This window comes from Rhizobium sp. S96 (genome assembly GCF_030382195.1).
GTDB lineage: Bacteria > Pseudomonadota > Alphaproteobacteria > Rhizobiales > Rhizobiaceae > Rhizobium.
On sequence record NZ_JAUDRY010000032.1, the window covers coordinates 86,017 to 109,176 of the forward strand.

The following is a 23,160-nucleotide window of genomic DNA, read 5'->3' on the forward strand; positions in this document are numbered from 1 at the left end:
CGATGCCTATCCTCTCTGTTTTCATGGTGAGTGGCAGCTTTCTATCCGCGTCTGCTGCCAACTATGAGGTTTCAATCGCCAAGATGCATTTTGGCGCCGTTCCGACGCTGCATGTTGGCGATGTCGTCACGTGGCGGAATGATGATATGTTCCTTCATAGCGCGACTGCGCGAGATAAGAGCTTCGACATCGATCTCCCTCCGAAAGCGGAGCAACGCATGACCGTAAAGCAGGCAGGCCACGTGGACTTCTACTGCCGATTCCACCCGATGATGACCGGGACGCTCGACGTCCAGCCTTAGGATGCGTCGAGAAGCTGAGATTACTGGAGCAAGCATGGTTGGCATTTCGGTTAAAGCATCGGGTTTCCTGGCGGACATGCTGCAGCTTCCTGACGCCGATCTCCTTGCTCACGTTCGAGCGGGCGACGAGACGGCCGTGCGGATCGTCGTTCAGCGACATAACCGCCGCTTGTTCCGATCCGCACGCGCGGTGGTTGGCAACGATGCAGAGGCGGAGGACGTGGTCCAGGCGGCCTACGTTCAAGCATTCACCCACCTCGATGCCTTCCGCGGCGATGCGCAACTTTCAACCTGGCTCACCCGGATCGTTATCAACGAGGCAGTGGGAAGAGTACGCCGTCGACGAGCCGACGTCGGTTTGGAGGAAATCGACATGACAGCGAGACCAGGATGTGGCGAGGTCCTGCCGTTCCCAACCTCGCTGACAACCGCCGACCCCGAGGCAGAGTTCGCTCGCAGCGAGACCCGGCGCTTGCTTGAGCATGCGGTCGACGAACTGCCCAATGACCTCCGTGTGATTTTCGTTCTGCGCGATGTAGAGGGTCTCAGCACGGAAGAAGCGGCATCCCACCTGGGGATCAAGATCGCCACAGCCAAGACGCGGCTGCATCGCGCCAGGAACATGATGCGGCTTGCGATCGAGAAACAGCTCTCCGGCTCATTCTCCTCGATCTTCCCGTTTGATGGCGCGCGTTGCGCAGGGATGGCCGACCGGATCGTCGAGCAACTCAAAACAACCGGCAAACAACGCTGGTGACGCACATCTCCGATCTGAACGAGCCATCACCATACGTGACCGAAATGGCTCAAGGCTAAAGCCCAGCGCCACAATCGCTAACGCAGGGCCTGCTGTGGGAATCGTTTCACGAGAGTGTCAGCCGCGCTTCAACCATCCCTGATGAAGACCCAGATCAGCTTCCGCGGATTGTCAGCGGCTTCCGCCCCATGCAGAGCATCCCGGTATGCTCGTAGACGAACAGGCCGAACGCCGCAGTCCAACCGATTGCCGCGAGCAACACGATAACGCCGCCGTAGCCCGGAAGAAGTTCGGCCGTGGGTCTCACGAGAGCGACCGCTGCGAGCAAAAAGTAGGATACGTTTGTTATCAGACCTGCCTTCAGCTTTCGCCCTGTGTGGCCGCGGCTAGCGCGCGTCATCACTGCCAGCATCATCAACGACACGCCGCCGATCGCGAAGACATGAAGGACTACAAGCTCAGGCAGTCCCACCGCCTCAAGAGCGATTGCGGCAAAGCCAAGTGGAACGAATGCGAACGCGGCGTGCAGGATGAAGACGATTGGCTCAGGCCATGTCGTCCAACCGCGCCAGCGCACAAGTCGTGCCATGTTAAGCCCGGCGGCAAGTAACCCGAGCGCGCCGCTTACGAAAGACTCAGGTGCGAACGACCAGATCGCAAGTGATATCGCGCCCATGATGATGCTCGTCGCGTCAAAACGATTGTAGGGAACCGGAAAGTCCGTTCGGCCGAACTGGTTTATCCAGTTCCGAGTGAAACTGGGAAGGATCCGGCCGCCCACTATCGTGACTAGCAGAACGTAGGCGCCCAATCCAAGCCGGATGGAGACATCCGGGCCATTGCCGACGATCGCCTGAATATGAAACAGAATGTTGGCGGCAGAAAGCACGACGAGTCCAGCAACCACCTTGAGGTCTTTCCATTTCTTACCCGCCACCACTTCTCGGGCGGACAAGACCAACATCGCAGGCAGAAAGAGCGCGTCAATCGCCGCGGTCGGCGCGACGCCGATCACCCCGGAGCAGAGCATCGCGATGCGACCTAAAGACCAGAGCGCGAACAGGCACATGAGGGGCCGGCCAGCGATAGGTAGACGTCCCGTCCAATTGGGAATGGCAGTAAGGAGAAAGCCTGCCAAAATCGCGGGTGCGAAGCCAAACAGCATTTCATGCGCGTGCCAGTAGAGTGGGCCGTAGTCTGTCGCGACCGGTAGTCCGAGGGTCAGGAAGGCAGCCCATATGTCGATGCTGATGATCGCCCAGATCGCGGCGGCCAGAAAGAATGGCCTGAAGCCGTAAGAGAAGATGACGAGGCCTTCACGAGACATTCCGCGGGGAGCGTTGGCGCTGTCATTCTTTTTGTTCTGCATGATCGTGTCTCCGAAGTTGATCATGCAGTAATGCCGTTATTTGCGGCACAGGTCGTTGAGATTACGCAAATAGCCGGCCGGTCACTTTGCGCTGCAGCAAACAGCAAGTTTGCTCCAACTCAAAGAGCTTCCCACGCGTTTTACTACTCTCCTCTTCGACCGGGCGGGGTTCGCTCGCTCTCGACTATAGGAGATAGGGAAATGAACAATACTCTTCAGATGACCCGACGCACAATGCTGACTGGCGCAGCCGTGGCAGGCGCACTGACGCCCATCCTGGTCGCTGGCACCGCTGCTCATGCGGAAGACGACCACACCGCTCCAAAAGGTGCCAAGAAGCCGCCGGTCGACATTTCGAAGCTCCCTCGCGAGAAGGTCGAACTGGTGAAGCCGCCTTTTGTCCACGTCCATGATCAAAAGGCCAAGGGCGGCCCGAAGATCAAAGAGTTCACGCTCACCATCAAGGAACAGAAGATGGTGCTGGACAAGGACGGGACCGAGGTCAACGCTATGACTTTCGACGGATCGGTTCCAGGGCCGTTGATGGTGGTTCATCAGGACGACTACGTCGAGCTTACCCTCATCAATCCCGAAACCAATACCATGCAGCACAACATCGACTTCCACGCCGCCACCGGCGGCCTTGGCGGCGGTGCGCTGACAGTGATCAACCCCGGCGAAAACACTGTGCTACGCTTCAAGGCGACCAAGGCCGGCGTGTTCGTCTATCATTGCGCACCTCCCGGAATGGTCCCATGGCACGTGACGTCGGGCATGAACGGCGCCATCATGGTCCTGCCTCGCGAAGGCCTGACCGACGGCCATGGCAAGCCGCTCGTCTACGACAAGGTCTACTACGTCGGCGAGCAGGACTTCTACATTCCTCGCGACGAGAAGGGGAAATTTAAGAAGTACGACAGCCCCGGCGAGGCGTATGAAGATACCGTCGAGGTCATGAAGAAGCTCGTTCCCACGCACATCGTCTTCAACGGTGCGGTCGGCGCCCTGACCGGAGAAAACGCCATGACCGCCAAGGTCGGCGAAACTGTGTTGGTCATCCATTCGCAAGCCAATCGAGACACTCGTCCCCATCTGATCGGTGGCCACGGGGAATACGTGTGGGCGACCGGCAAGTTCGCCAACGTGCCGGACGTCGACCAGGAAACTTGGTTCATTCCGGGCGGCACGGCCGGGGCTGCGATCTACACCTTCGCGCAGCCCGGTATCTACGCCTACGTCAACCATAACCTTATCGAGGCATTCGAGCTGGGAGCGGCGGCCCACTTCAAGGTCACCGGCGACTGGAACGACGATCTCATGACGTCGGTCAGAGCGCCGTCGGGCACCTGACATGAAGTGGTGTGGTGCGCGGTGCAAACCGCGCACCAACCTGTTTTTGACGAGAGGCGCGCACTGCGTTTGAAGCATGACCGGTACGGCTGGAACTGACAAGATTTCGGGCATTTCGATCGCCATTCCGCTGGCCCTGCTCATGGTGCTGTCGGGAGCGGTTGCGGTCGAGGCTGGATGGGTCTCGTTCAAGACCGCGGCTCCTCCGCTTGATGAGCCGGAATCGGTCGTGGTGACACCCAGAACATTCGCCTATCGGGACTCGGCGGAATACTTCCGCAAGGGTTTGGCGTTGGACGCGCCTCTCAAGAATATCGACATCCAGACGCCACTGAAAATCATGAAGTTCCAGACCACGCGCGGCGAATATCGTCGTTGCGTCGATGAAGGCGCCTGTATCCCTGCCGACGAGCCGGAAGGCGGAGCAGCGGCCGAAATGCCTTTGACGGGCGTTAGCCACGACGACGCGGTTCGATACGCCGCCTGGCTATCGAACCGGACTGGGCAAACCTGGAGGTTGCCTACGGACTTTGAACTCGCGTACGCTGCCGACGACCGCTTCCCGGACGACGCTCTCGGAGTTGCCGACGACGAGAAGAACCCCGCGGTCCGTTGGCTCGCCGACTACGAACGAGAAGCCCGTCGGGCGGCCTCGGTGAACCCGCGTCCGCAGCCGCGAGGCTCGTTCGGCGTCAGTAAGACCGGTCTCGTCGACTTTGGCGGCAATATTTGGGAGTGGACATCGACCTGCAATACTCGAGTTGATCTTGATCAAGGTGCAATCAAGGAAAAGCCGTCTAGTGTGGACTGCGGCATCTTCATTGCTTCCGGAAAACACCGCGCACCTATGAGCAATTTCGTTCGCAATCCCAAGGGGGGCGGATGCTCGGTTGGCGCGCCACCGGATAATCTGGGATTCCGGCTTGTCCGTGACCCGACGCTCATCGAAAGCGTTACGGACTTCGCAAGAAGAGCCGTGGCCGATCTCGTCGGCCGGCCGAAAGAGGCGCAGATGGAGACTGGCACCAATGAAGGTTGACCGCGCAGTACTGAAGTCGTTGCCGCTCTTCGAGCGCATGACGGATCCTGATTTGGATTCGATGCTCGAACACGCGACACCTCGGAGGGTCCCTCAAGGCGACGCCGTCTTCGAACAAGGTGGAAACGCCAAGTCATTCTTTCTATTGATCCATGGGAGGTTGAAGGTCACCCAGGTCACCCAGGACGGACAGCAGATAATCGTGCGGATGGTGCATCCCGGTGATCTGTTCGGTTTCGCAATGGCTCTGCGTCGAGACGACTACCCTGGTACAGCCCGAGCAGCGGCCGAAAGCCTGATCATCGGCTGGCCTACGGAAATGTGGTCGCGGTTCGTCGAACAGAACCCCCGATTGGCGATGACCGCGATGCAGACAATAGGACAGCGCCTCGAAGAGGCACATACCCGCATTCGCGAGATGTCCACGGAAGAAGTCGAGAAGCGCGTCGCTCACGCCGTTCTGCGCCTTTCGAAGCAGGCGGGAAAAGCCGTTCAGGAAGGGATCCGGATCGACTTTCCGATATCGCGACAGGACATTGCCGAAATGACCGGCACCACCCTTCATACGGTATCGCGAATCCTCAGCGCCTGGGAATCGAAAGGCATCGTCGAGGGCGGGCGTCAGAAGCTCACCGTCACCGACCCGCCGCGACTTTTGAAGCTCGCAGAAGGGGAGCTGGACTGACGGATATGTCCATGCTGCTGGATCTCGGAATTCGACTCTTGGTGCTGGCCGCGGATCGATCTCCAAACAAGGTGACAATTCGGGAGACGGCCGAGACCTGTGCCGCATCCCATGCCCATGTCGCTAAGGCTGCAAACCGGCTTGTTAAAAGTGGCTTCCTGCACAGCTTGAGGGGGAGACGAGGCGGCCTGACGCTCGCCTTGGCTCCCGAGGCAATAGATCTCGGCGCCGTTGTCGATTGTTTGGGCACTTCCCGCACGACAAATCAGGTCTGGGACGAGGTCCTGGTCGGCTGGCGGCGGGTACAGGATGAGGCGGCGTCAGCATATATCCATCATCTCGCGACGAGGACGCTTTCTGACATCCTTTGATTAGACGGCATCGCTTGCTCACCGCATCCGCGAAGTCGTTTGGAAGGATCATCTCGATGCTTGCAAGACGCCTGGGGGTCATCGGACTGCAATAAGGTCTGTGTCAACTGTTCCATAACGCCGGAGATTAGCGTGCTAGATCCTATTTATCGGCAACAAACCGCAAAATGCACGCTTTCGTCATTCCGATCACATTGACCATTGAGCGAACCGATCGTTCCTCACCATCCGCTGCCGTTGGAAAGGAAGATGCTCTGCGTTTTCCCGCTGGGCGGCATGTAGGCTACTCGACCACCGGAATTGTAGAGATTGAGCACTCCGTGCCCCGAGAAGACATAATAGCCGATCACCATCTTATCGGAGGTTATAAGCCGCCTGGAGGTTCGCCCGATGCATCAAACAGGACGCGGATTTGATCCTGCCCCCAACGACGTTGAGTGCTATCGATCTTCCGCGCCTCAATGCGACTGTGCTTCAGTGCAGTTTCGACTGATCAAGCTTCCACGCCGCCACGTCGGACGCGGAAACCGCGATCCGCGAGTGAGGAGACCGACCACCTCTCAGAATCTTTGTCGTCGCGATTTCGCAAATCGCGCCAATGCTCTGTTGAAGTCGGGTCTCATCGGCCCGAGGCGGGTTGGACATCTCACGAAGCGCCTCCTGATCGACGACAATTACGCGGTGTGTCCCGTCATGTTCCATGACCACGACGCCTTGGTTGCCCGACGATTTCAAAAACGCTGTAACGAACTTCGGTAGCATTGCAACCTCCATCAAAATTGGTTCCGATCACACTAAACCGGTCCGCGGCATCGTCTTTGACCAGCATCAAAGAGGTGGATGCTGTGAAGCTCTAAGATCCGCGTAACGCTGGAGATGACAATGCGAATACTGCTATTGACGATTGCTTGGACCTCGATCGCGTTCGGCGTGGTGGGCGTCTTCCTCCCGCTCGTGCCTACGACGCCGTTCCTTCTCCTTTCAGCAGCCATATTCGCCCGTGTCTCGCCGACGTTCGAATCCTGGCTTGTCGATCATCCTGCCTTAGGCCCTTCAGTGAGGGCGTGGCGCGATCGCAGGGCCATAAATCAAAGTGCGAAGATATCAGCGGTCGTCGCAATGACGTGCAGTCTTTGCGTTCTGGTGTGGCTGGACCCTGGCCCGTTACCGCTCGCAATCGTTGCCGCGGTACTGAGTGCATGCGCCGCATTCGTCATTACCCGCCCATCCGCCTAACCCTGGATAATCTCGAAGAGAAAGAAACCATGCAAAAGAAGAAGCCGTTCATCATCGAAATCAAGAAATCGCGTCGAGCGGCATCGCCTGTCACCGCTCAATCAGTGGCGAACAAATTGCCTATTGACCGAAGGCCAGCCGGAAAGATCCGACTGCCTTAAACCCGATTAGGTTCCTAAGAACATAAGCAGCCAAGCTGTGCAGAATACGACAATTGCTATTGCGACAAGTGCGGTCGCCACAATGCGCTGTTGTAGGGACCTGCAGTAGACGCTCGAAATCCTGAAGAATAATTCCACCGACCAAAGCCCCGCGAGAATGACTAGCGCTCCCCGAGCGGCGTCGACGCCGGGCAGGTTGATGCCGTCGGATCGGAGCTGACTTGTCGTAAGTGCGAGGAGGCCGCAAAATAGCGAAGAGCTCGCGAGCGGAATAAGCGCTTGGGCAAGGTGATGGATGAGCTTGCCCGTCCGGCGGAGGATTGCCGCCGCCGCCACAAGCGGGAGCAAAAACAGGATAGAAGAAATGAATGCTCCGAAAGCAACAAGCCCCAGCAGGCTGGCGGCATCGACGACGTTCATCACGTCGTTGACCGATGGATAGTCGGTGAGCATCCACCAGGGGAGTCGGAGCGACAATGGCCACGTCAGGCCCACGTCGACGCACCGTTCCACCAGCCATATTCTGATGATTTGGAATGCGTCACTGGCTGTCCAGTGAAGGGCTGCGGGGACCAGTCCGAGAAGTACTGGCACGATCAGGATGGTGTCCCAGCGAGCGGCCATCCTCCCGGAGCCGAACACAATGTCCGCCGCCGGCTTGCGCCATGCGAGCCGGATCGCGCCTCGATGCCCACTGCAGCGTCCGCACATATGGCAGGCCGAACTCCCCTGCATGGTCTTGATTGGGATGAGCGGCGCGCAGTTCACGCCAGCGGCGTCTGCGTTCGACGAGCGCTTCCAGGCGTCCGGCTCGACCCGAAAATGCAAGGGGGCGATCTTCGAAACGGTGCCGAAGACCCCGCTGACCGGGCACAGAAACCTGCACCACACCCGTTTTGCCTTTCCATAGCGCGCTCCGACTGCCATCGCCACGAGCGTCGATCCGCCCAATAGGAGAGCGGCAGGTTTGGGATATTGGTAGATGCTTGTGAGCTGCCCGTAGATAGTCGTCGAAATGAATGCAACCACCGGCCACCCCGACCATTTCATCCAGCTTGGAATCGCCCTGCCCGCTCCCCGCTCGCTTGCGATTTCCGACAGCGCTCCTTCTGGGCAGAGCAGACCGCACCAAAACCTACCTACCAGGGCCGTTCCCAAGATGACAAAAGGCCACCAGACACCCCAGAAGACAAACTGGACAAAACGCGCCAGGTTGTTCCAGATGTAGTCGCTGCTTCCGGGCAGCGGAAGCGTCAGTGGAGCAACGAGCAGCGCAACGTAGGCGGCGACCATCACCCACTGCATTCGGCGGATCCCGGACTGATGCCTCAGGAGGGCGTCGCCCAATCCGCTGACGAACCTCCCCCTGAAACTTCGCGCCGCGGTCATGCGTGGGCCTTGTCACCGAGGGGCGAAGCATATGCCAACAAGGCCATCGTCCAGTAGACGCCCAAAGCAAGCAGAGGAAGGAGTTCAGGCCGGGCACGGTAGCCAGTTAGCCCTGATATGAACGCGCCGGGCCCGGTCGCATCGTCCAGGAGCCAGCCTGTATCCCACAGGGGAGAGGTCATCGTTGAGACGAAATCAAGTGAAACGGCTTTGTCCACCGCGGTCATCAACAAGCCGCTTCCCAGTACCAAGAGCAGAACCTGGCTGAATGTCGAAACTGCCTTTTTGGAAAAAGCGGAGGCACCTGACCGGAAGGCCAACAGGGTGATGAGCGCCGCCGCCAGCCCCAATGCGCCGGATCCAGCGATGAGACCTGCGCTTTCCAGACTCGACCCGGACAGCATCCCGAACAGAAAGACCACAGTCTCGGCGCCTTCTCTAGCGACCGCAAGTGCGGCGAGCAGGCCGAGGGCGGTCCAGTTGCCGGTCCTGCCCAGTCCCGCGGCGCGTGATTTCATGTCCCTTGAAGCTCCGCGTGCCGAGCCTCGCATCCAGAACACCATGCGGAGCATAAGCACGGACGCCGTCGCAGCCAGAACGAGTTGAAGGACATCTTCGCGGTCTCCGCTGAGAAAATCGGAAGCCTCGCCCATCAAATAGGCAAGTCCGACGGCGGCCAGCATTCCGATCGCCGCGCCGCCGGTAATCGACCTGGCTGCCCGCCGCCGGATCTCCACGTTCTCGTGCACCGTCCACGCCTGTAGGATGGCGATAACGAGCAGCGCTTCAAAGGATTCGCGCCACACGACGGAGGCGATCCTGAAGGATTCAAGAAGGGTTTGGGATGTCATTTTGCGATCAGCCTGGCCGGCGGCATGTCGAGGTGGAAATCGTCGAAGAAGGCGTAGTCGCCAGCTTGCAACGAGCGGAAGACGAGAAAGCTCGATGCTCCCGGAGCAAGCACCTTTTCCTTTCGGAGGGGAATGCTCTCGAACTCAATCGGCGTCGAGCCGTCGTTGTAAAGCTCGATCTTGAACCGCGTATCTGCAGGAACTTCGAGGATAGACGGAGATATCACGCCATTGCTGAAGTGCACGGCGTAAACAGGGTCTTCGTCCTCAGCAACCGCCGGGGATGCCAGGCAGGCAAAAAGCAATGACAGGACGGTCAGTGGCGTGGCGGCGCGCATCAGTAGCCACCCTTCTTTCCAACCCCCGCGAAAACGAAGTCGTAGTTGAGAGAAAATTCATCGGGCCATGGGGCAACGCCGGTTTCCTTGTCGACGTGTCGGCCAAAGCTCATCATGCCATGACCGCCGGGGTGAACTGTGATCTCGACCACGTAGCGACCGGGACCCGACAGTTTGACGTTGTCACCGTAGTGCGGGCCATCGCTCGCAACCATTGGTTCGAGAGCGCCAACCTCTTCAGCGCCGTTGTCGAGGTTCTTCAGCTTGTATTCGACGTGAAGGTTGGGAACCCAGTCTCCTTCCGCAAAGCCGTTCGCGTTCTCACTCGTCGCGTGAATGTCCGCCTCGAGATGAACGTCGGATTCCGCTGCCGGCCGCATCATACCGGGCGGGTCCATCTCGATCGGCTGCAGGTACACCGCGGCGACTTCCATGCCCCCCGCTACCTGAGGTGCGCCTATCGGATACTCTGCGGCATGTAGGACAAGCGGCACGGCAGCAAGAGCGACAGGTGCAAGGCAGAGAGAACGAACGCGCAGCATAATAGTAACCCCTAAAGATGAGTGATGAAATCATATTTAGAGAAGGGAAAGAGTTCGTTCTTTGCGCTGGCGCAAAGAAGCTAAGACTGGCGTTTCGTCGTGCGAAGACCAAGCCGACCCTTCGTGCGACCCCGTGGCTTCCATGATGCGGGATAATTGACGACGATCAAACTGCATATCTACTGATGATGCTAGGTGGAGCTCCAAGGAGTCCTCAATGATCTCGTTTCTCTCTGCCTTCGCAACTTTCCTGTTACTACACTCAATCCCAGCGCTGCCGGCACTGCGTGCGGGTATCATTGGCCGCCTTGGACGGCCTGCGTACCTTGTCGGCTATTCCGCAGCGTCCGTCGCCGCGCTCGTGTGGCTGTTCTCAGCCGCGCTCTCCCTCGACTACATTCCGCTTTGGGATCTCCGGCCATGGCAAGCCGCCGTGACTTTTGTCCTTGCACCGTTCGGAGGCTTTCTCGTAGTCGCAGGGCTCCTAAGCAGGAACCCATTGTCAATCACTATCCGTTCTTCCGACGAAGTTGGAGCGGTTGCGCGCATAACGAGACACCCGGTCCTTTGGGGCTTTGCCATTTGGGCGTCCGGGCACATCGTGGCAAACGGAGATCTCCGGTCCCTGTTGCTGTTCGGCGGCTTCGCTCTGTTTGCTCTCGGGGCGATCCCTATGACAGAAAAGCGTGCCCGGCGACGCTTAGGCGATCGCTGGTCGGCTCTTTCGCAAAGTACGGGGATCATCCCATTCGCGGCATTGGCCAAGGGACACCGCCTTGCGATTGACGGAGCCATGGTCGTCGCTTTCGCTGTCACCGCCGCCTTGGCCTGCTGGCTCCTGCTCGGAGGTGGTCACGCGATGCTCTTCGGTGCCGATCCAATCGCGATCTTCGGCTGATCAAAGGACGCTTCTCCGTTCCATGCCCGAGACTGGTGAGGCAGGGACAAGCCAAGGAGATCGATCGCTCGAGCAGCTAGGTGATCGATGATATCCTCGACGAACTTCGGTCGATTGTAGAAGGCAGGTACCGGCGGCATCACGATCGCCCCCATCTCGGTTACGGTCGTCATGTTCCTGAGGTGGCCTAGGTGAAGGGGCGTCTCGCGCGTGAGCAGCACGAGGCGGCGGCGCTCCTTGAGTTGGACGTCTGCGGCACGAGCAAGGAGGTTTTCCGAAAGGCCAGTCGCTACGGCCGCGAGCGTCTTCATGGAGCATGGAGCCACTATCATCCCGGCGACGGGAAACGACCCGCTTGCGATTGCCGCGCCGATATCATGGTCGTCGTAGCAACGGTATGCCTTGAGCAGCAGCCGTCCGTGTGCCTCCGACCCAGCCTCGTGTGCCAATGTCCGCTTCGCGGCGTCGGTGACGACGATGTGGACCCTAATACCGGCGGCCGTTAGACGATCCACCACAGCAACGGCGAGAGCCGCGCCGGATGCACCACTCACCCCCACGACGACGTCGTGGCCGTCAGCGTGCGAATGCATGCCTCGTCCTTTCCCAGATTTCGGTCGCCCGCCGCGACAGCTCTTCAGGCATATGAAGTTCCAATCCCCATTCCCGTTCGGTTTCGCCGCCGATTTTGTTCGTCGCGTCGATCCCCATCTTGGTTCCAAGTCCGGCTCTGGGCGATGCAAAGTCGAGGTAATCGATCGGTGTGTTCTCGAGAACTACGAGATCGCGCCCCGCGTCGAAACGGGTGGAGATTGCCCACAGCACGTCGTCCCAGCGGCGGACGGAGATGCTGGAATCAACGACGATCACTAGCTTCGTATAGTTGAACTGCGGAAGCATCGACCACAGACCCATCATCACCCTACGAGCCTGCCCCGGATATCGCTTGTCGATAGCAACGACTGCCGCACGATAGGAGCAGGCTTCCGGGGGAAGCCAAATGTCGGTGATCTCCGGAAACTGCCGTTTCGCGATCGGAACGAAAAGTTCGGTCATCGCCTCTCCGAGGACGGACGGCTCGTCCGGTGGCCGTCCCGTATACGTAGTTAGATAGACGGGCGCACGCCTGCTGGTCATCGCACTCAAGCGAACCACAGGGAAGGATTCGACCGAGTTATAGTAGCCCGTGTGGTCTCCATACGGCCCCTCGGGCGCGGTCGCATCCTTCGAGACGTAGCCTTCCAGAACAATCTCAGCGTTCGATGGCACATTGAGTGCGTGCGTTTTGCACCGCGTCACTTGCGTTCTTGAACCGCGGAGCAGACCCGAGAAATTCAGCTCGCTCATCCCCTCGGGAAGCGGAATGACTCCCGCCAGGATCGTCGCTGGATCCACCCCGATGACGACCGCCACCGGCATGTCCAGCCCCTTCCGCTGCCACTGCCTGAAGTGCTTCGCGCCCCCGCGATGGGCCAGCCAGCGAACAATGAGGGATCGATGGTCAAGCAATTGCATACGGTAGATGCCGACGTTGACGTCGTCGGGGTCGTCCGGGCTGCAGGTTATGACGAGCGGCCATGTGACGAGCGGCGCCGGCTCTCCGGGCCAGCACCATTGAATGGGTAGGCGCCCAAGATCGATCTCGTCGCCTTGAAGGATGACCTCCTGGCACGGAGCCTTCCTTGAATACCGCGGCCGCATCGACGCAGCGGCCTTGAGAAGAGGAAGCTTGCCCCAGGCGTCGCAAAGCGATCTCGGAGGTGTCGGCCGCTGCAGTTCCGCAAGATCTTCCGCAAGACGTGATAACCCACCAGGACCAAGCCCCAAGCCGAGTTCGATCCGCTCCCTCGTCCCGAAAAGATTGACGACCACCGGGATATTGGAGATGCGTCCTTCCACATCGACAGGTCGCTTCAGCATCAGCGCTGGGCCGCCTTCGAGCAAGACAGTCCGATGAAGCGCCGTGACCTCGTGAACGAGCGAGACGGGCTCTTCAACCTCGACCAGCAGTCCTCGGGTCGCGAGATCTGAGAGAAAACTCTGTAGGTCGGCATGTCGTTGAATGTTTCTGTTGTCTTTGAGCATCGGCCAGCAATGGCATTGCAAATCCGTCCCCGTCTTTGTTCGGGATCAAACAGCATACCGGCGGACGAAACTAAGATGGCCCGTCAAATTTAAGAGGCCCCGATGTTTGCTCCATCTCGCTTGCTGGGAACTGCTCGGTTTGTTCCGCTGCCTATCGCGGCGCGGATCGCCGATCTTCTCCTGAAGCAAGTCCTTCGTGTCCACCCGAAGCTTTTCGACCGCCTTGGTGATTATGGAGGCGCTCGCTTTGCATTCGTTCCTACGGACTTTCCGTTCTCTTTCTCAATTCAGCCCAACGAACGTACGCTTGCAACGTCGCGGGGAGGAAGCGCAACGAAGGCCGATGCCACGATTACGGGCCCCTTGGTACTCATGCTCGCTCTTGCCGAGGGGCGTGTCGACGGGGATGCCCTGTTCTTCGCGCGCAGACTCCTTGTGTCCGGTGACATGGAAGCCGTGCTGGCCCTTCGCAATGCTCTCGACGACAGCGAGATCGATCTCGTTAAATCCATCACCGAGCTGACGGGCCCGATGCGCGGGCTGGCTGCCATGGCGCTGGAAGGGATGAGGCGTGACGCACTCAGATCGCAGGGTCTGCAATGGAACTGATCTGCCCAGCAGGAACTCCTGCCTCCTACCGTGAAGCCGTCGACGCTGGTGCGGACGCCGTCTACTGCGGCTTCCGTGACGAAACGAACGCTCGGAACTTTCCGGGCTTGAACTTCGACGTCTCCGAGCTTCGCGCATCGATCGCATACGGGCGCTCACGCAACGTCAAGACTTTCGTCGCCTTGAACACGTTTATGACGGCCGGGAAGGAAGACCTTTGGTACCAGCGCGCCGCGGAGGCGACAGAGGCAGGAGCCGACGCCCTGATCGTTGCCGACTTCGGTCTGATGGCGCATGTCGCCGAACATCACCCGCGCCAACGGCTTCATATTTCGGTACAGGCGTCGGCCTCAAATCCAGACGCATTGGCCTATCTCGTGGAGAGCTTCGGCGCCGCTCGCGTGGTGCTCCCCAGGACCCTGACGATCGACGACATTGCCAAAATCGCCCGCCGCGCGGCTTGCGAACTGGAGGTTTTCGTCTTCGGCGGACTTTGCGTCATGGCGGAAGGCCGGTGTTCGCTCTCGTCCTACGCGACCGGAAAGTCCCCGAACATGAACGGCGTCTGCTCGCCAGCAAGCCACGTCCGCTACAGACAATCTGGGACCGACATGGTTTCCGACCTTGGAGGCTTTACCATCAACCGTTTCGAGGCGGGCGAAGCGACGGGCTATCCGACGCTTTGCAAGGGCCGTTTCGAGATCGGCGATAGTAAAACCTACGCCTTCGAAGATCCCGTGTCGCTTGACGTGATGGATCAGCTTGACGAGCTTCGAGCCGCGGGCGTCAAGGCGCTGAAGGTTGAAGGCCGCCAGCGTGGAAAGGCCTACATTGCCGAAGTTGTGTCGACCCTGAGGGCGACGTTGAACGCCGCTCCGGCGGAGCGAGTTCGGCTAATGGAACGTCTTCGCACGTTGAGCGAGGGGCAGCAGACCACGCGCGGCGCCTACGAGAAGCGCTGGAGATGACGATGCCAGATAGATTTCGACTGACGCTCGGACCGCTGCTCTACCTATGGCGGACGGAAAAATGGCGCGACTTCTACTACAGGATCGCTGACGAGGCGCCTGTGGACGTCGTCGTTCTCGGGGAGACGATTTGCTCGAAGCGGCTCCATTTCATGGAAGGCGAGATGGCCGGCGTCGTTGAACGCCTGGAGGCGGCAGGCAAAACCGTGCGGTACTCTACGCTCGCTCTCGTCACGCTTGATCGCGAGGCGAAGTACCAACGAACAATGGCTGGCGACGACCTCCACCTGGTAGAAGCAAACGACCTGTCGGCGCTTCAACTCCTGAAGGGACGACCACATGCGATTGGCCCGTTCGTAAATGTATACAATGGTGCCACCGCCCGGCTTCTCGCCCGACACGGCGCGACATCTATATGTCTTCCGCCCGAGATCCCAGCAACCTCCATCGTGGAGATTACAAGGGCCTGCCCCGGACCGGAGTTCGAACTCTTCGCATTCGGGCGAATTCCTCTTGCCATCTCCGCTCGCTGCGCGCACGCGCGTTCCAAGGGGAAGACGAAAGACAACTGCCAGTTCGTGTGCCAGGAGGAGCCCGATGGCCTCGCGGTCAACACGCTCTCCGGCCAACCGTTCCTCGCTCTGAACGGCGTACAAACGGTGTCGCACGCGTGCCAAGCTTTGCTGGAAGAACCCGAGGACCTTTTGTCGCTCGGCATCACGTCGCTACGACTTTCCCCGCAGGACTGCGACATGGCGAGTGTAGCTGAAGTCTTTGCAGAACTTAGTCGGAGGAAAATCCACTCCGAGGAAGCCGAGGCTTCATTGAGGGGCATCTATCCTGCGGCACCGCTCTCGAACGGCTTTCACCACGCCCGTTCTGGAGCGGAATGGATATCGAGGCTGAAAAACTCCCAGGAACACCAACGATGACGAGAGTGAGGGAAATGCCTAGAAGCAGAAAAATGGGGCTGTCGGCGCTACGGCAGATCAAGGCTTTCGCAAAAAAGCCTGAAATGGACTGCGGCTGCGCGACGGTCGTGGGTGAGGTTCTCACCAATCTCGCTCCGGTCGAGCGGGCGGCCGTAGCAACGGATATCTTTGCAGCGGCGATCCGGCAGAGAGCCAAGGCGCAAACTCTTCTGGAACTGCTTCAGGAGTTTGACCAGTTCGGCGCCGCCACGGACATCGGCGAACTGGAGGAAGCCGCGTTGCTCTTCGATGATCTGGCCGAGCAGGCCAGACTGGGCTCTCAGCTACTCCGCGTCTTCACCTTCAACAGGTGCGACCTCCGCAGCATTCCGGAAAAGGCGCCAGAGTGGACTATGGGAGTGGAAAGTTGAGACTCTCGCGCGACCAAGATCTTCATACGGATATCTTGGAGCTCGTAAGTTCTGGCGCGTCCTTGGGAGGCGAGGCACAGACTACTTTGGAGACATATCTCATAGCGACACGAGCCCCTTTACATCCGCAGTCGCATCAGACGACCTCCGGCTCTCCGCCCAAGAGAATCTTCAGGAAAAGCGCCGGCTTCCATCGAAATCGATGCTCGAAAATTGACTAGGAGGCTTCATATCGTCGTGCCGCACCTGCGCCCGAGGTGGAAATCACGGCCCGAGGGGTCGCGCCCGTCGCAGACCGGCGGGATCCCTCTGGAAGGCCTCAGAAACCGGGACGACCAGTGAGGAAATCCCTGCTGACTTTGTTTCTGCTTGATCTCGAACAAACGAGAATTTGCCCGCTGCCGCTAGTGTACGCACGTTCTATTAAAGGAGAAATACATGGGAAGCTTCAGCGCTTGGCACTGGATCATCGTACTCGCAGTGATCCTGCTCTTTTTCGGAAAGGGAAAGGTGCCTGAACTAATGGGCGATGTCGCACACGGGATCAAGGCCTTCAAAAAGGGCCTCAGGGACGACGATCTACCCAAGATTGAGTCCGACCCACACAACGGTCAATGATCCGGAATGCGGGGCGAAAGCACCCGCGGGACTTTCAGCACTTGCGCCGGTCAATGAGCGTCGATCACCAAATGAGCAGACTATTTCGATCTGGGGAAGGAAGGTGCGATGCCGAAAGATAAGATGGCTCCAGTTATCGTTCATGTCGCACTCGATGCGCGTGAGCGATCCGGCCGGATCGAGTTTCGCATGGAGGGGCGCGCCGGGGTTGTCGTCGTGTCTAGAAGAGCATTGTTATCGGTGGCGTCCCCTCCTCGCTCAACGGAAGAGCGGCTCTGGAGCTACGCTTCGATGTTCTGCCAAATGGCGATTGCCCACTCGAGACTCGTCGGCTTCGATCAAGACGTTCTTCTGGTGACAGCAAACGACGTTACGAATTGGCTTAAAGGATGGCGGCTCACCGAGCGGCAGCTGGTGTTTCCCTCTCACGCTCGGCCACAAAAGCATCTAGCTGCTAGCGCATTCCCCCGTTTGGTGTGGAGTACTAGCGAAGCTGTCTAGGCGCTGTATCGCGCTTGGATACCGAACCAGAAGTGAGAGGAGTGCCACGTGATGTGCAACTCCGGTACGACAAGTTCCGCAAAGTCCGAGCGGAGCCAACAACCTGCCAATGCCCACGGGCCCCGGCCACGCGCTGATACAATTGACGCAATGTTAGGTTTTCGCGAGCCGCCAGCTCCAGAAAGCGCGCTCTGCGACTCTTGCCGCCCTCGGTTTCCGGGAGGTCGGCAATCAATGCGTCGACCGGCATGGTCCTGATGTCCTCGACGCCAGCAAGGTCAGCGAGCATATCCAACCCCACTAACGGCTCTAAAAGGCTTTGCAACTGCTCGAACTTGTCACTGGCCTCCTGCCTGGTCCTCCCAACGACCGGGAACACCCTGGGCAGGATTTTCAGGCCGCCAGTAGAGCGGGCATATTTCGAGAGACGACCCTTCAGATCGGAGTAGAAAGCGATCGAACCTTCCAGCGTCTGCTGCGCGGTGAAGACGGCCTCGGCCATGCGAGCGGCAACCGCACAGAACCTAAGGGGACTGGCAAAACTCAGACCACCAAGGCCACCATACGGCGTCATCGCCGCATAAAAGCGGCTAGGAAGGATACCCTGCGCGAAAGTGCGGGACAGACAACCGATCCTCCTCACCGGAGAACCGCTGAAACAGCCCGATGAATAGTTAATTGGCCGAGTTTTTCAACGATATCCGCCAAAAGGAGACGTCAAGCAGCTGTTGTCTCGCACTGTCAGCAGGAGCGTTCGTCCGTCGTACGCGACGTTGACAACGGATACGCTGAGGTCAATCCTCAGCGTCGGGAGGGCCGAAGTTTCGGCCAGTAGGATTGTCGATGGATCGCAAGCTTGCAGCCATCCTTGCAGCTGATGTCGTAGGATATTCCGCGATGATGGAGCGCGATGAGACGGGGACGCATGAGCGCCTCCAGGCTGGATTGCGGGAGGTGTTCGAACCCATCATTGCGAAGCATCACGGCACCATCTTCAAGCTGATGGGCGACGGGTTGTTGGCGGAGTTCAGCTCGGTCGTCGAGGCTGTCGAATGCGCCGTCGTTCTTCAACAGTCGCTTACCCAACGCAATCAAGATGTCCCTCAGCAACAGCAAATTCGGGTGCGGATCGGCGTGAATCTTGGCGAGGTCATCGTTGAGGGACAGGATAGGTTCGGCGAAGGCGTCAACATAGCTGCCCGTCTTGAGCAGCTCTCCGAGCCTGGCGGCATCTGGGTGTCCGGAAAGGTCGCCAAGGAGGTCGAGAAGAAGCTCGCCTTCGGTTTCGAATCCATGGGCGCACAGAAGGTCAAGAACATCTCCGAGCCGGTGGACTGCTACCGCGTGACATTGGCCTGTCGAGCGACAAGGCGGCAGCCAGCCAAGCGCCAAAGCGCTTCCGCCAACGTTCTGGTTGGTGCTTTCGCAATCGTCGTCATTTGCGGCCTAGCATTGTGGGCGTTGCCGCTGGCCGGTCTCACCATTCCCGGCATATCGACGACGACCGAGCGATCGGGCGTGCCGATGATTGCCGTTCTACCGTTCCAGAACATGAGCGGCGATTCCAAACTAGACTATTTCAGCGACGGAATAACCAACGATCTGATCTCGATGCTGACCGGGGTATCGGAGCTCAAGGTTCTGTCCGGTAGCGCGACCTACCCGTACAAAGACAAGAAGACAGACATTCGCAACATAGGCAAAGAGCTTGGCGTCGCCTATGTGATCGAGGGCGGGGTATGGAAGGACTCCGACAGGCTCCGGATCACCGGCCAGCTCACCGACGCGCAGACCGGGGAGCATGTGTGGGCGGAAAAGCTCGACGAGAAGGGAACTGATCCTCTTGCCCTTCAGGATCGGATTGTGGAACGCATCGTCGCGTCGCTCGGCGGCCAACGCGGCAAGATGTACGAGAGTGAATACCGAAAAGTCTGGGAAAAGGACACGCCAAAACTTGAGGAATATGATTACTTTCTGCGCTCAAACTTCTATTTCCAGCAATACACCCCCCAGAGTTTGCTCAAGGCTCGAGAGATCATCGAAGAAGGCCTCAAGAAATTTCCGGATTCCGCGCTGCTGAAGTGCGGTCTCGCTTGGGACAATGTGCTTGCCGCCAACTACGGTTACGACACGACGCCGGACGAGCACTGGCGTGAGGCTTCAGAGATATTAAACGAGACGCTGGTGCGTCCCAGTCTTGGGCCAGATGCGAAAAAGAGCGGCCTTTGGTCCTTCAGCTATGTCAGCGCCCACGGGGGCAACTTCGACAAATCGCTTCAAAGCGCACAGGAGGTGATGGCGCTTTCACCGGGGGACGCCTTTCTGATCGGCGACCTTTCTAGCGCCTACCGTTGGCATGGTATGACTGACAAGGCGATCGAGCTGGCTGACTTTGCATTGAGGAACGACCCTAACAACGCTCCTTACTACCTGAGCATGAAGGCGTTCGTGTTCACCGATATGGGACGTTACGGGGAGTCGGCGAAGCTGATCGATGGCACTGCCGATTTCTTCATCGGCATCCCACTTCTCCGTGCAATCAACTTCGTGCATCTGGGAAAACCCTACGACGCTCGCAAGGAGATCGACAAGGTGCTGGCGGTGCAGCCCTGGTACACTGCCGCGCGCTGGCGGGACATGACTTTTAATATCAAGCCGGATGTCATCGACATGCAGGTCGCCGACCTAGTAAAGGCGGGGTTGCCGGAAAAGTAGTAAGCCGTTCGGGTGTGCTGACGCCATCTTCGCAATCGCCAACTGACGACACATACGTAGGGTGCTGTGGTGCGCCAGAAAGAGACATTCGTTTGGTCGCCTCAGATTGACCGGTAAGCTGTATTGCTGTCCCGTTGTCTTTAAAAGGGGCCGAAAGCTGCAGCGCTAAGGTCTTTCGGTCGGACGGAGGAGCAGAATGAACAAGCTACTCCGGATCACTCGTGGCGCTAGGCTAGCCACGTTCATCGGCCCATCGATTAACGGCTTCCAGCCGCACCTGCCGGGGAGTGGCACCTTCCACTGCACTTTTCCCTCGGGCGTTGAGGGCATCGACAAGATCCTCTTCGGAATCAATTCCGCTTTGAAACAGCTTCAGGACGAACTGCGCCGCATACTGTGTGTCGCTGGTATCCACCAGAGATGCATAGTAGCCCGCGCGTTCCAGCACACGTTCAAGCATCTTCACGTCGGCTATCTCAAGATATTCATGGTTGGAAGACATGATAGTCCTCCTTTTGTTGGGGCGAAGGCATTGAGCCTTTACGCGACGGCGCCCGCTTCGAATGCCATCGACTGGATGAGACTGCGCCGTAAATGTCCACTAAGCAAGTCGTTTGTCGCTTGCGAAATTGGAACATCCTCTCCCCCTCCTAGTGTGGGGGACGCATCTCGATCTGCGTTAACGACCCGTTATTATCGGACCATGTTCCGCACAAGGCGCAGACCAGATCCGAAAGCCGCCCCGGCAGCGACCAAGGTTGTTCGTGCGCGCATAGTGACTATCTCGGACGAACCGGAACTGGGAATATTATCGATCTTGGCGGACCAAGGCCCTGTGCGCGGCTGATCGACAGGGATCATGCGCACGAGCTGATGGAAGAGTGCCTGACGCTACTGGGTTATCCCGCCACTGCGGACTGACTGCGAGCCAACTTTTACTCCCTCGCAGGGTGCCATCTTAACCCCGTGAGTTTTCGGTCTGCCACACTGCGTGCAGACACGAAGTCCGGTGCATGGCTCGATCTGGAAATTGTGGCTACCCGCTGGTGGATACCCGATTGCTCGCTTCTGACTGGCCTGCACAGCCGCCGTCGTTCCAGGGCTTTCCCTCATCTTCCAATAGCCCTAAGTCGCTGAGTTTCTTCCGAACTCTAAGCCGTAAGGTAGAGGCATCCTGGCGGCTGACAAGCCTCTTTAAGTCGTCTGCCTGTCCGCGCCCCGACAAATGGAGAATTCCGAGGTTGTCCATCATCCGTTCGCATCACGTCTGGCGACACCCCACCGCCCGTTCAGAATATGATGGCATCTACTCGTCCCGTAGTCGAAAATATTCCTCGCGGCTTAGAGCAGCCTGGAGCACTGCATCAACGTGAGGGAGAAACAACCGCCACGCTGGCACACCCTCAATCCTGGTGTCTTCAGGAAGGTCACTCAATCGACATAGAGCGCGAGCAGCTAACTCGCGCGGGCTCTTCGTTTCCATGCGCTTGCTCCAGAACCAAGGCGATGAACCATAATATAGCCACGTCAGCCCAGAACAAAACGCGGACCGTGGTTGGCACAGCGTCCGACAAATCTGCTCAGGGTGGCGACGTAGAGAACAGGCCGGGATCAGATCGGGAAACTTGCAAGCGAGCGGCAGCCCAACATTCCAGCCGGGCTGCCGCTTTGATGGTGCAGGCGGGCTCAGTCCAATATCGACGCAGCGATCGCTGCGGTGACGAATGCCTCTCTTGCATCTACGAGCGAGGCGTAACCGTCCGCAGCAAGCTTGCAGGCGCTTTTCGCTCTTTCGTAAGAGGGGCTTCGTTCGTCTGGCCACCTTGTTTCAAGGTAGATCAGGGCCTCATCGGGCTATCGATGGTTTCAGATACTCCGTCACCGATCTTCAGATAGACGGGAATCTCCTAGAGGGGGAGAATGGGGAACTGACGATCACCAGCGCTCATCCTTTTTCTCCTTCCGCTCTTCAGTCGGACGAGCAATTTTTATATGGCCCGCTTATTATATTTCAATAAACAATATTAAGTGCAGCGCACCATTTAATGCATGCCCATCATCCCGCTCGACAGGCAAGAACCTCAGCCATCGCAGACCAAATCGGCCTTGGTTTCGCGGGCGGAGCCTGGGCGGTCCGAAGCGCACGAAGTTCTTGCGCGCACGGGTCGCGGTCAACGTTATAAATCACCCCGGCGATGCCGAGGCAGGCCAGACACACGAGTACGCACGTCCAAACGAAGTTTCGTCGCATGCGCTCTGTCCAGTTGTTTCGCCCCCCACTGTACGCCCTTGCGGCGAATTAACCACCCCACGGCCCGCAGAGAGCGTGTTAGGATGCGCCTTAATCTACGTTGACGACCATTTATTATCAGACCATGTTCCGCAGAAGGCTCCGAATACCCACTACGAAGAAAGACCCGGTTGCGACCAAGGTTGTTCGCGCGCATATAGCGACGATCTCGGACAACCCGGAACTGGGAATGTTATCGATTTCGACAGACCAAGGCCCTGTGCGCCTCCTGATCGACAAGGATCGTGCCTACGAACTTATGGACGAGTGCCTGAAGCATCCTCCCACTATGGACTGACTGCGCGCCAACGTTACCCCCCCCCCGCAAGCCAGCATTCTAACACGGTGCGTTTTTGCCTTACCGCACCGCGCGCAGACAAAAAGTCCAGAATACGGTTCGAGCTGGAAGTCGTGGCCATTTGCTGGTGGTCGCGTGTTTGCCTGCATTTGGCTGACAAGCACGGTCGCAGTCTTTTCAAGGCTTTCTCCCATTGGTTTAGGACCCCTAAGTCGGTGAGTACTTGGGATAAAGTAGCGGCGGCGGCGCGGCCGACAAGCCTGCCAGAGACGTCTGCTTCCCCAGCGCCCGCAGTGAATTTGGTGGGATTGCCTACCTCGGAACAGCTGCGATGGCTTCCGAATGTTGATTCCCATTGAGAGCTGACCCGGCGTTTCCACCGAGAAGTGACCCGCTTTTAGGTATCGTTTGTGTTAGTCGTAGTGGTCAAGTTCCTGCGTTTCTCC

Annotated in this window: 25 protein-coding genes; 14 read left to right on the forward strand and 11 right to left on the reverse strand. The window is 58.5% G+C overall.

The window, feature by feature from the left end; all coding sequences use genetic code 11:
- Positions 1–2 precede the first annotated feature (2 nt).
- Entirely contained in the window at positions 3–302 is a 300-nt protein-coding gene (locus QTL94_RS24150) for a cupredoxin domain-containing protein (RefSeq protein WP_083199498.1), read from the forward strand.
- 34 nt (positions 303–336) lie between these two features.
- Positions 337–1,059 (forward strand): RNA polymerase sigma factor, encoded by a 723-nt coding sequence (locus QTL94_RS24155; RefSeq protein ID WP_065692398.1) that lies wholly within the window; start codon positions 337–339, stop codon positions 1,057–1,059.
- Positions 1,060–1,213: 154 nt separating this feature from the next.
- On the opposite strand, the gene QTL94_RS24160 is transcribed toward QTL94_RS24155, so the two are convergent.
- Entirely contained in the window at positions 1,214–2,428 is a 1,215-nt protein-coding gene (locus QTL94_RS24160) for an NnrS family protein (RefSeq protein WP_065692420.1), read from the reverse strand.
- Between the two features lie 201 nt (positions 2,429–2,629).
- Between QTL94_RS24160 and nirK the strand changes: the two genes are divergently transcribed.
- The 4 genes from nirK to QTL94_RS24180 all read left to right on the forward strand — a co-directional run bounded on the left by nirK (position 2,630) and on the right by QTL94_RS24180 (position 5,873).
- The gene (gene nirK, locus QTL94_RS24165) at positions 2,630–3,778 is read left to right on the forward strand and encodes a copper-containing nitrite reductase (RefSeq protein ID WP_289803274.1); all 1,149 of its coding nucleotides are present in this window, start codon (positions 2,630–2,632) and stop codon (positions 3,776–3,778) included.
- Positions 3,779–3,854: 76 nt separating this feature from the next.
- Positions 3,855–4,817 carry an SUMF1/EgtB/PvdO family nonheme iron enzyme gene (locus tag QTL94_RS24170; RefSeq protein WP_065692396.1) on the forward strand — a complete coding sequence of 321 codons (963 nt, stop codon included), beginning with the start codon at positions 3,855–3,857 and terminating at the stop codon, positions 4,815–4,817.
- The gene (locus tag QTL94_RS24175; protein ID WP_065692395.1) at positions 4,807–5,502 is read left to right on the forward strand and encodes a Crp/Fnr family transcriptional regulator; all 696 of its coding nucleotides are present in this window, start codon (positions 4,807–4,809) and stop codon (positions 5,500–5,502) included. The genes QTL94_RS24170 and QTL94_RS24175 overlap by 11 nt, the downstream gene beginning before the upstream one ends.
- A gap of 11 nt (positions 5,503–5,513) precedes the next feature.
- A complete protein-coding gene (locus QTL94_RS24180; RefSeq protein WP_065692394.1) occupies positions 5,514–5,873 on the forward strand; it encodes an RrF2 family transcriptional regulator in 360 nt (119 codons plus the stop codon).
- 474 nt (positions 5,874–6,347) lie between these two features.
- On the opposite strand, the gene QTL94_RS24185 is transcribed toward QTL94_RS24180, so the two are convergent.
- Positions 6,348–6,635: a hypothetical protein gene (locus QTL94_RS24185; RefSeq protein WP_065692393.1), complete on the reverse strand. Its 288-nt coding sequence runs from the start codon at positions 6,633–6,635 to the stop codon at positions 6,348–6,350.
- Positions 6,636–6,755: 120 nt separating this feature from the next.
- Here QTL94_RS24185 and QTL94_RS24190 point away from each other — a divergent pair, with 120 nt between their 5' ends.
- A complete protein-coding gene (locus QTL94_RS24190) occupies positions 6,756–7,109 on the forward strand; it encodes a YbaN family protein (protein WP_065692392.1) in 354 nt (117 codons plus the stop codon).
- 167 nt (positions 7,110–7,276) lie between these two features.
- Here QTL94_RS24190 and QTL94_RS24195 read toward each other — a convergent pair whose 3' ends face one another.
- The 4 genes from QTL94_RS24195 to QTL94_RS24210 all read right to left on the reverse strand — a co-directional run bounded on the left by QTL94_RS24195 (position 7,277) and on the right by QTL94_RS24210 (position 10,390).
- Positions 7,277–8,575, reverse strand: a complete 1,299-nt coding sequence (locus QTL94_RS24195; RefSeq protein WP_289803275.1) for a 4Fe-4S binding protein — start codon at positions 8,573–8,575, stop codon at positions 7,277–7,279.
- A gap of 80 nt (positions 8,576–8,655) precedes the next feature.
- Positions 8,656–9,510: an FTR1 family protein gene (locus QTL94_RS24200; protein ID WP_065692390.1), complete on the reverse strand. Its 855-nt coding sequence runs from the start codon at positions 9,508–9,510 to the stop codon at positions 8,656–8,658.
- Entirely contained in the window at positions 9,507–9,848 is a 342-nt protein-coding gene (locus QTL94_RS24205) for a cupredoxin domain-containing protein (protein WP_065692389.1), read from the reverse strand. The genes QTL94_RS24200 and QTL94_RS24205 overlap by 4 nt, the downstream gene beginning before the upstream one ends.
- Positions 9,848–10,390 (reverse strand): iron transporter, encoded by a 543-nt coding sequence (locus QTL94_RS24210; RefSeq protein ID WP_065692388.1) that lies wholly within the window; start codon positions 10,388–10,390, stop codon positions 9,848–9,850. The genes QTL94_RS24205 and QTL94_RS24210 overlap by 1 nt, the downstream gene beginning before the upstream one ends.
- Positions 10,391–10,607: 217 nt before the next feature.
- Here QTL94_RS24210 and QTL94_RS24215 point away from each other — a divergent pair, with 217 nt between their 5' ends.
- Positions 10,608–11,288, forward strand: a complete 681-nt coding sequence (locus QTL94_RS24215; protein ID WP_065692387.1) for an NnrU family protein — start codon at positions 10,608–10,610, stop codon at positions 11,286–11,288.
- On the opposite strand, the gene QTL94_RS24220 is transcribed toward QTL94_RS24215, so the two are convergent.
- A complete protein-coding gene (locus tag QTL94_RS24220; protein WP_065692386.1) occupies positions 11,243–11,881 on the reverse strand; it encodes a UbiX family flavin prenyltransferase in 639 nt (212 codons plus the stop codon). The two genes, QTL94_RS24215 and QTL94_RS24220, sit on opposite strands and share 46 nt — an antisense overlap.
- Entirely contained in the window at positions 11,865–13,373 is a 1,509-nt protein-coding gene (locus tag QTL94_RS24225) for a UbiD family decarboxylase (protein ID WP_065692385.1), read from the reverse strand. The genes QTL94_RS24220 and QTL94_RS24225 overlap by 17 nt, the downstream gene beginning before the upstream one ends.
- A 102-nt stretch (positions 13,374–13,475) precedes the next feature.
- On the opposite strand from QTL94_RS24225, the gene ubiT reads away from it, so the two are divergent.
- The 5 genes from ubiT to QTL94_RS24250 all read left to right on the forward strand — a co-directional run bounded on the left by ubiT (position 13,476) and on the right by QTL94_RS24250 (position 16,910).
- Positions 13,476–13,982 (forward strand): ubiquinone anaerobic biosynthesis accessory factor UbiT, encoded by a 507-nt coding sequence (gene ubiT / locus QTL94_RS24230; RefSeq protein ID WP_065692384.1) that lies wholly within the window; start codon positions 13,476–13,478, stop codon positions 13,980–13,982.
- On the forward strand, positions 13,973–14,950 hold the full coding sequence (gene ubiU, locus QTL94_RS24235) for a ubiquinone anaerobic biosynthesis protein UbiU (protein WP_065692383.1): 978 nt from the start codon (positions 13,973–13,975) through the stop codon (positions 14,948–14,950). The genes ubiT and ubiU overlap by 10 nt, the downstream gene beginning before the upstream one ends.
- Complete coding sequence (gene ubiV / locus QTL94_RS24240; RefSeq protein ID WP_502944178.1) at positions 14,947–15,882, forward strand: ubiquinone anaerobic biosynthesis protein UbiV; 936 nt, start codon at positions 14,947–14,949, stop codon at positions 15,880–15,882. Before ubiU ends, ubiV begins: the two co-directional genes overlap by 4 nt.
- Positions 15,840–16,292: a hypothetical protein gene (locus tag QTL94_RS24245; protein WP_289803276.1), complete on the forward strand. Its 453-nt coding sequence runs from the start codon at positions 15,840–15,842 to the stop codon at positions 16,290–16,292. Before ubiV ends, QTL94_RS24245 begins: the two co-directional genes overlap by 43 nt.
- Before the next feature lie 438 nt (positions 16,293–16,730).
- Positions 16,731–16,910 carry a twin-arginine translocase TatA/TatE family subunit gene (locus QTL94_RS24250; RefSeq protein WP_065692380.1) on the forward strand — a complete coding sequence of 60 codons (180 nt, stop codon included), beginning with the start codon at positions 16,731–16,733 and terminating at the stop codon, positions 16,908–16,910.
- A 484-nt stretch (positions 16,911–17,394) separates the two neighbouring features.
- On the opposite strand, the gene QTL94_RS24255 is transcribed toward QTL94_RS24250, so the two are convergent.
- A complete protein-coding gene (locus tag QTL94_RS24255) occupies positions 17,395–17,913 on the reverse strand; it encodes an LLM class oxidoreductase (RefSeq protein WP_244499517.1) in 519 nt (172 codons plus the stop codon).
- Between the two features lie 341 nt (positions 17,914–18,254).
- On the opposite strand from QTL94_RS24255, the gene QTL94_RS24260 reads away from it, so the two are divergent.
- Positions 18,255–20,126: an adenylate/guanylate cyclase domain-containing protein gene (locus QTL94_RS24260; protein WP_065692377.1), complete on the forward strand. Its 1,872-nt coding sequence runs from the start codon at positions 18,255–18,257 to the stop codon at positions 20,124–20,126.
- Between the two features lie 232 nt (positions 20,127–20,358).
- Here the strand turns inward: QTL94_RS24260 and QTL94_RS24265 are convergent, their stop codons facing one another.
- Both QTL94_RS24265 and QTL94_RS28405 read right to left on the reverse strand, forming a co-directional pair.
- Complete coding sequence (locus tag QTL94_RS24265) at positions 20,359–20,628, reverse strand: hypothetical protein (RefSeq protein WP_065692376.1); 270 nt, start codon at positions 20,626–20,628, stop codon at positions 20,359–20,361.
- A 1,184-nt stretch (positions 20,629–21,812) separates the two neighbouring features.
- Positions 21,813–21,968 carry a DUF982 domain-containing protein gene (locus QTL94_RS28405; protein WP_083199496.1) on the reverse strand — a complete coding sequence of 52 codons (156 nt, stop codon included), beginning with the start codon at positions 21,966–21,968 and terminating at the stop codon, positions 21,813–21,815.
- Positions 21,969–23,160: the final 1,192 nt, after the last annotated feature.

Bases quoted from the DNA above. Each gene is read 5' to 3' on its own strand.
- QTL94_RS24150 (WP_083199498.1), top strand. From the start codon at position 3: ATGCCTATCCTCTCTGTTTTCATGGTGAGTGGCAGCTTTCTATCCGCG.
- QTL94_RS24155 (WP_065692398.1), top strand. From the start codon at position 337: ATGGTTGGCATTTCGGTTAAAGCATCGGGTTTCCTGGCGGACATGCTG.
- QTL94_RS24160 (WP_065692420.1), bottom strand. From the start codon at position 2,428: ATGCAGAACAAAAAGAATGACAGCGCCAACGCTCCCCGCGGAATGTCT.
- nirK (WP_289803274.1), top strand. From the start codon at position 2,630: ATGAACAATACTCTTCAGATGACCCGACGCACAATGCTGACTGGCGCA.
- QTL94_RS24170 (WP_065692396.1), top strand. From the start codon at position 3,855: ATGACCGGTACGGCTGGAACTGACAAGATTTCGGGCATTTCGATCGCC.
- QTL94_RS24175 (WP_065692395.1), top strand. From the start codon at position 4,807: ATGAAGGTTGACCGCGCAGTACTGAAGTCGTTGCCGCTCTTCGAGCGC.
- QTL94_RS24180 (WP_065692394.1), top strand. From the start codon at position 5,514: ATGCTGCTGGATCTCGGAATTCGACTCTTGGTGCTGGCCGCGGATCGA.
- QTL94_RS24185 (WP_065692393.1), bottom strand. From the start codon at position 6,635: ATGCTACCGAAGTTCGTTACAGCGTTTTTGAAATCGTCGGGCAACCAA.
- QTL94_RS24190 (WP_065692392.1), top strand. From the start codon at position 6,756: ATGCGAATACTGCTATTGACGATTGCTTGGACCTCGATCGCGTTCGGC.
- QTL94_RS24195 (WP_289803275.1), bottom strand. From the start codon at position 8,575: ATGCAGTGGGTGATGGTCGCCGCCTACGTTGCGCTGCTCGTTGCTCCA.
- QTL94_RS24200 (WP_065692390.1), bottom strand. From the start codon at position 9,510: ATGACATCCCAAACCCTTCTTGAATCCTTCAGGATCGCCTCCGTCGTG.
- QTL94_RS24205 (WP_065692389.1), bottom strand. From the start codon at position 9,848: ATGCGCGCCGCCACGCCACTGACCGTCCTGTCATTGCTTTTTGCCTGC.
- QTL94_RS24210 (WP_065692388.1), bottom strand. From the start codon at position 10,390: ATGCTGCGCGTTCGTTCTCTCTGCCTTGCACCTGTCGCTCTTGCTGCC.
- QTL94_RS24215 (WP_065692387.1), top strand. From the start codon at position 10,608: ATGATCTCGTTTCTCTCTGCCTTCGCAACTTTCCTGTTACTACACTCA.
- QTL94_RS24220 (WP_065692386.1), bottom strand. From the start codon at position 11,881: ATGCATTCGCACGCTGACGGCCACGACGTCGTCGTGGGGGTGAGTGGT.
- QTL94_RS24225 (WP_065692385.1), bottom strand. From the start codon at position 13,373: ATGCTCAAAGACAACAGAAACATTCAACGACATGCCGACCTACAGAGT.
- ubiT (WP_065692384.1), top strand. From the start codon at position 13,476: ATGTTTGCTCCATCTCGCTTGCTGGGAACTGCTCGGTTTGTTCCGCTG.
- ubiU (WP_065692383.1), top strand. From the start codon at position 13,973: ATGGAACTGATCTGCCCAGCAGGAACTCCTGCCTCCTACCGTGAAGCC.
- ubiV (WP_502944178.1), top strand. From the start codon at position 14,947: ATGACGATGCCAGATAGATTTCGACTGACGCTCGGACCGCTGCTCTAC.
- QTL94_RS24245 (WP_289803276.1), top strand. From the start codon at position 15,840: ATGGATATCGAGGCTGAAAAACTCCCAGGAACACCAACGATGACGAGA.
- QTL94_RS24250 (WP_065692380.1), top strand. From the start codon at position 16,731: ATGGGAAGCTTCAGCGCTTGGCACTGGATCATCGTACTCGCAGTGATC.
- QTL94_RS24255 (WP_244499517.1), bottom strand. From the start codon at position 17,913: ATGGCCGAGGCCGTCTTCACCGCGCAGCAGACGCTGGAAGGTTCGATC.
- QTL94_RS24260 (WP_065692377.1), top strand. From the start codon at position 18,255: ATGGATCGCAAGCTTGCAGCCATCCTTGCAGCTGATGTCGTAGGATAT.
- QTL94_RS24265 (WP_065692376.1), bottom strand. From the start codon at position 20,628: ATGTCTTCCAACCATGAATATCTTGAGATAGCCGACGTGAAGATGCTT.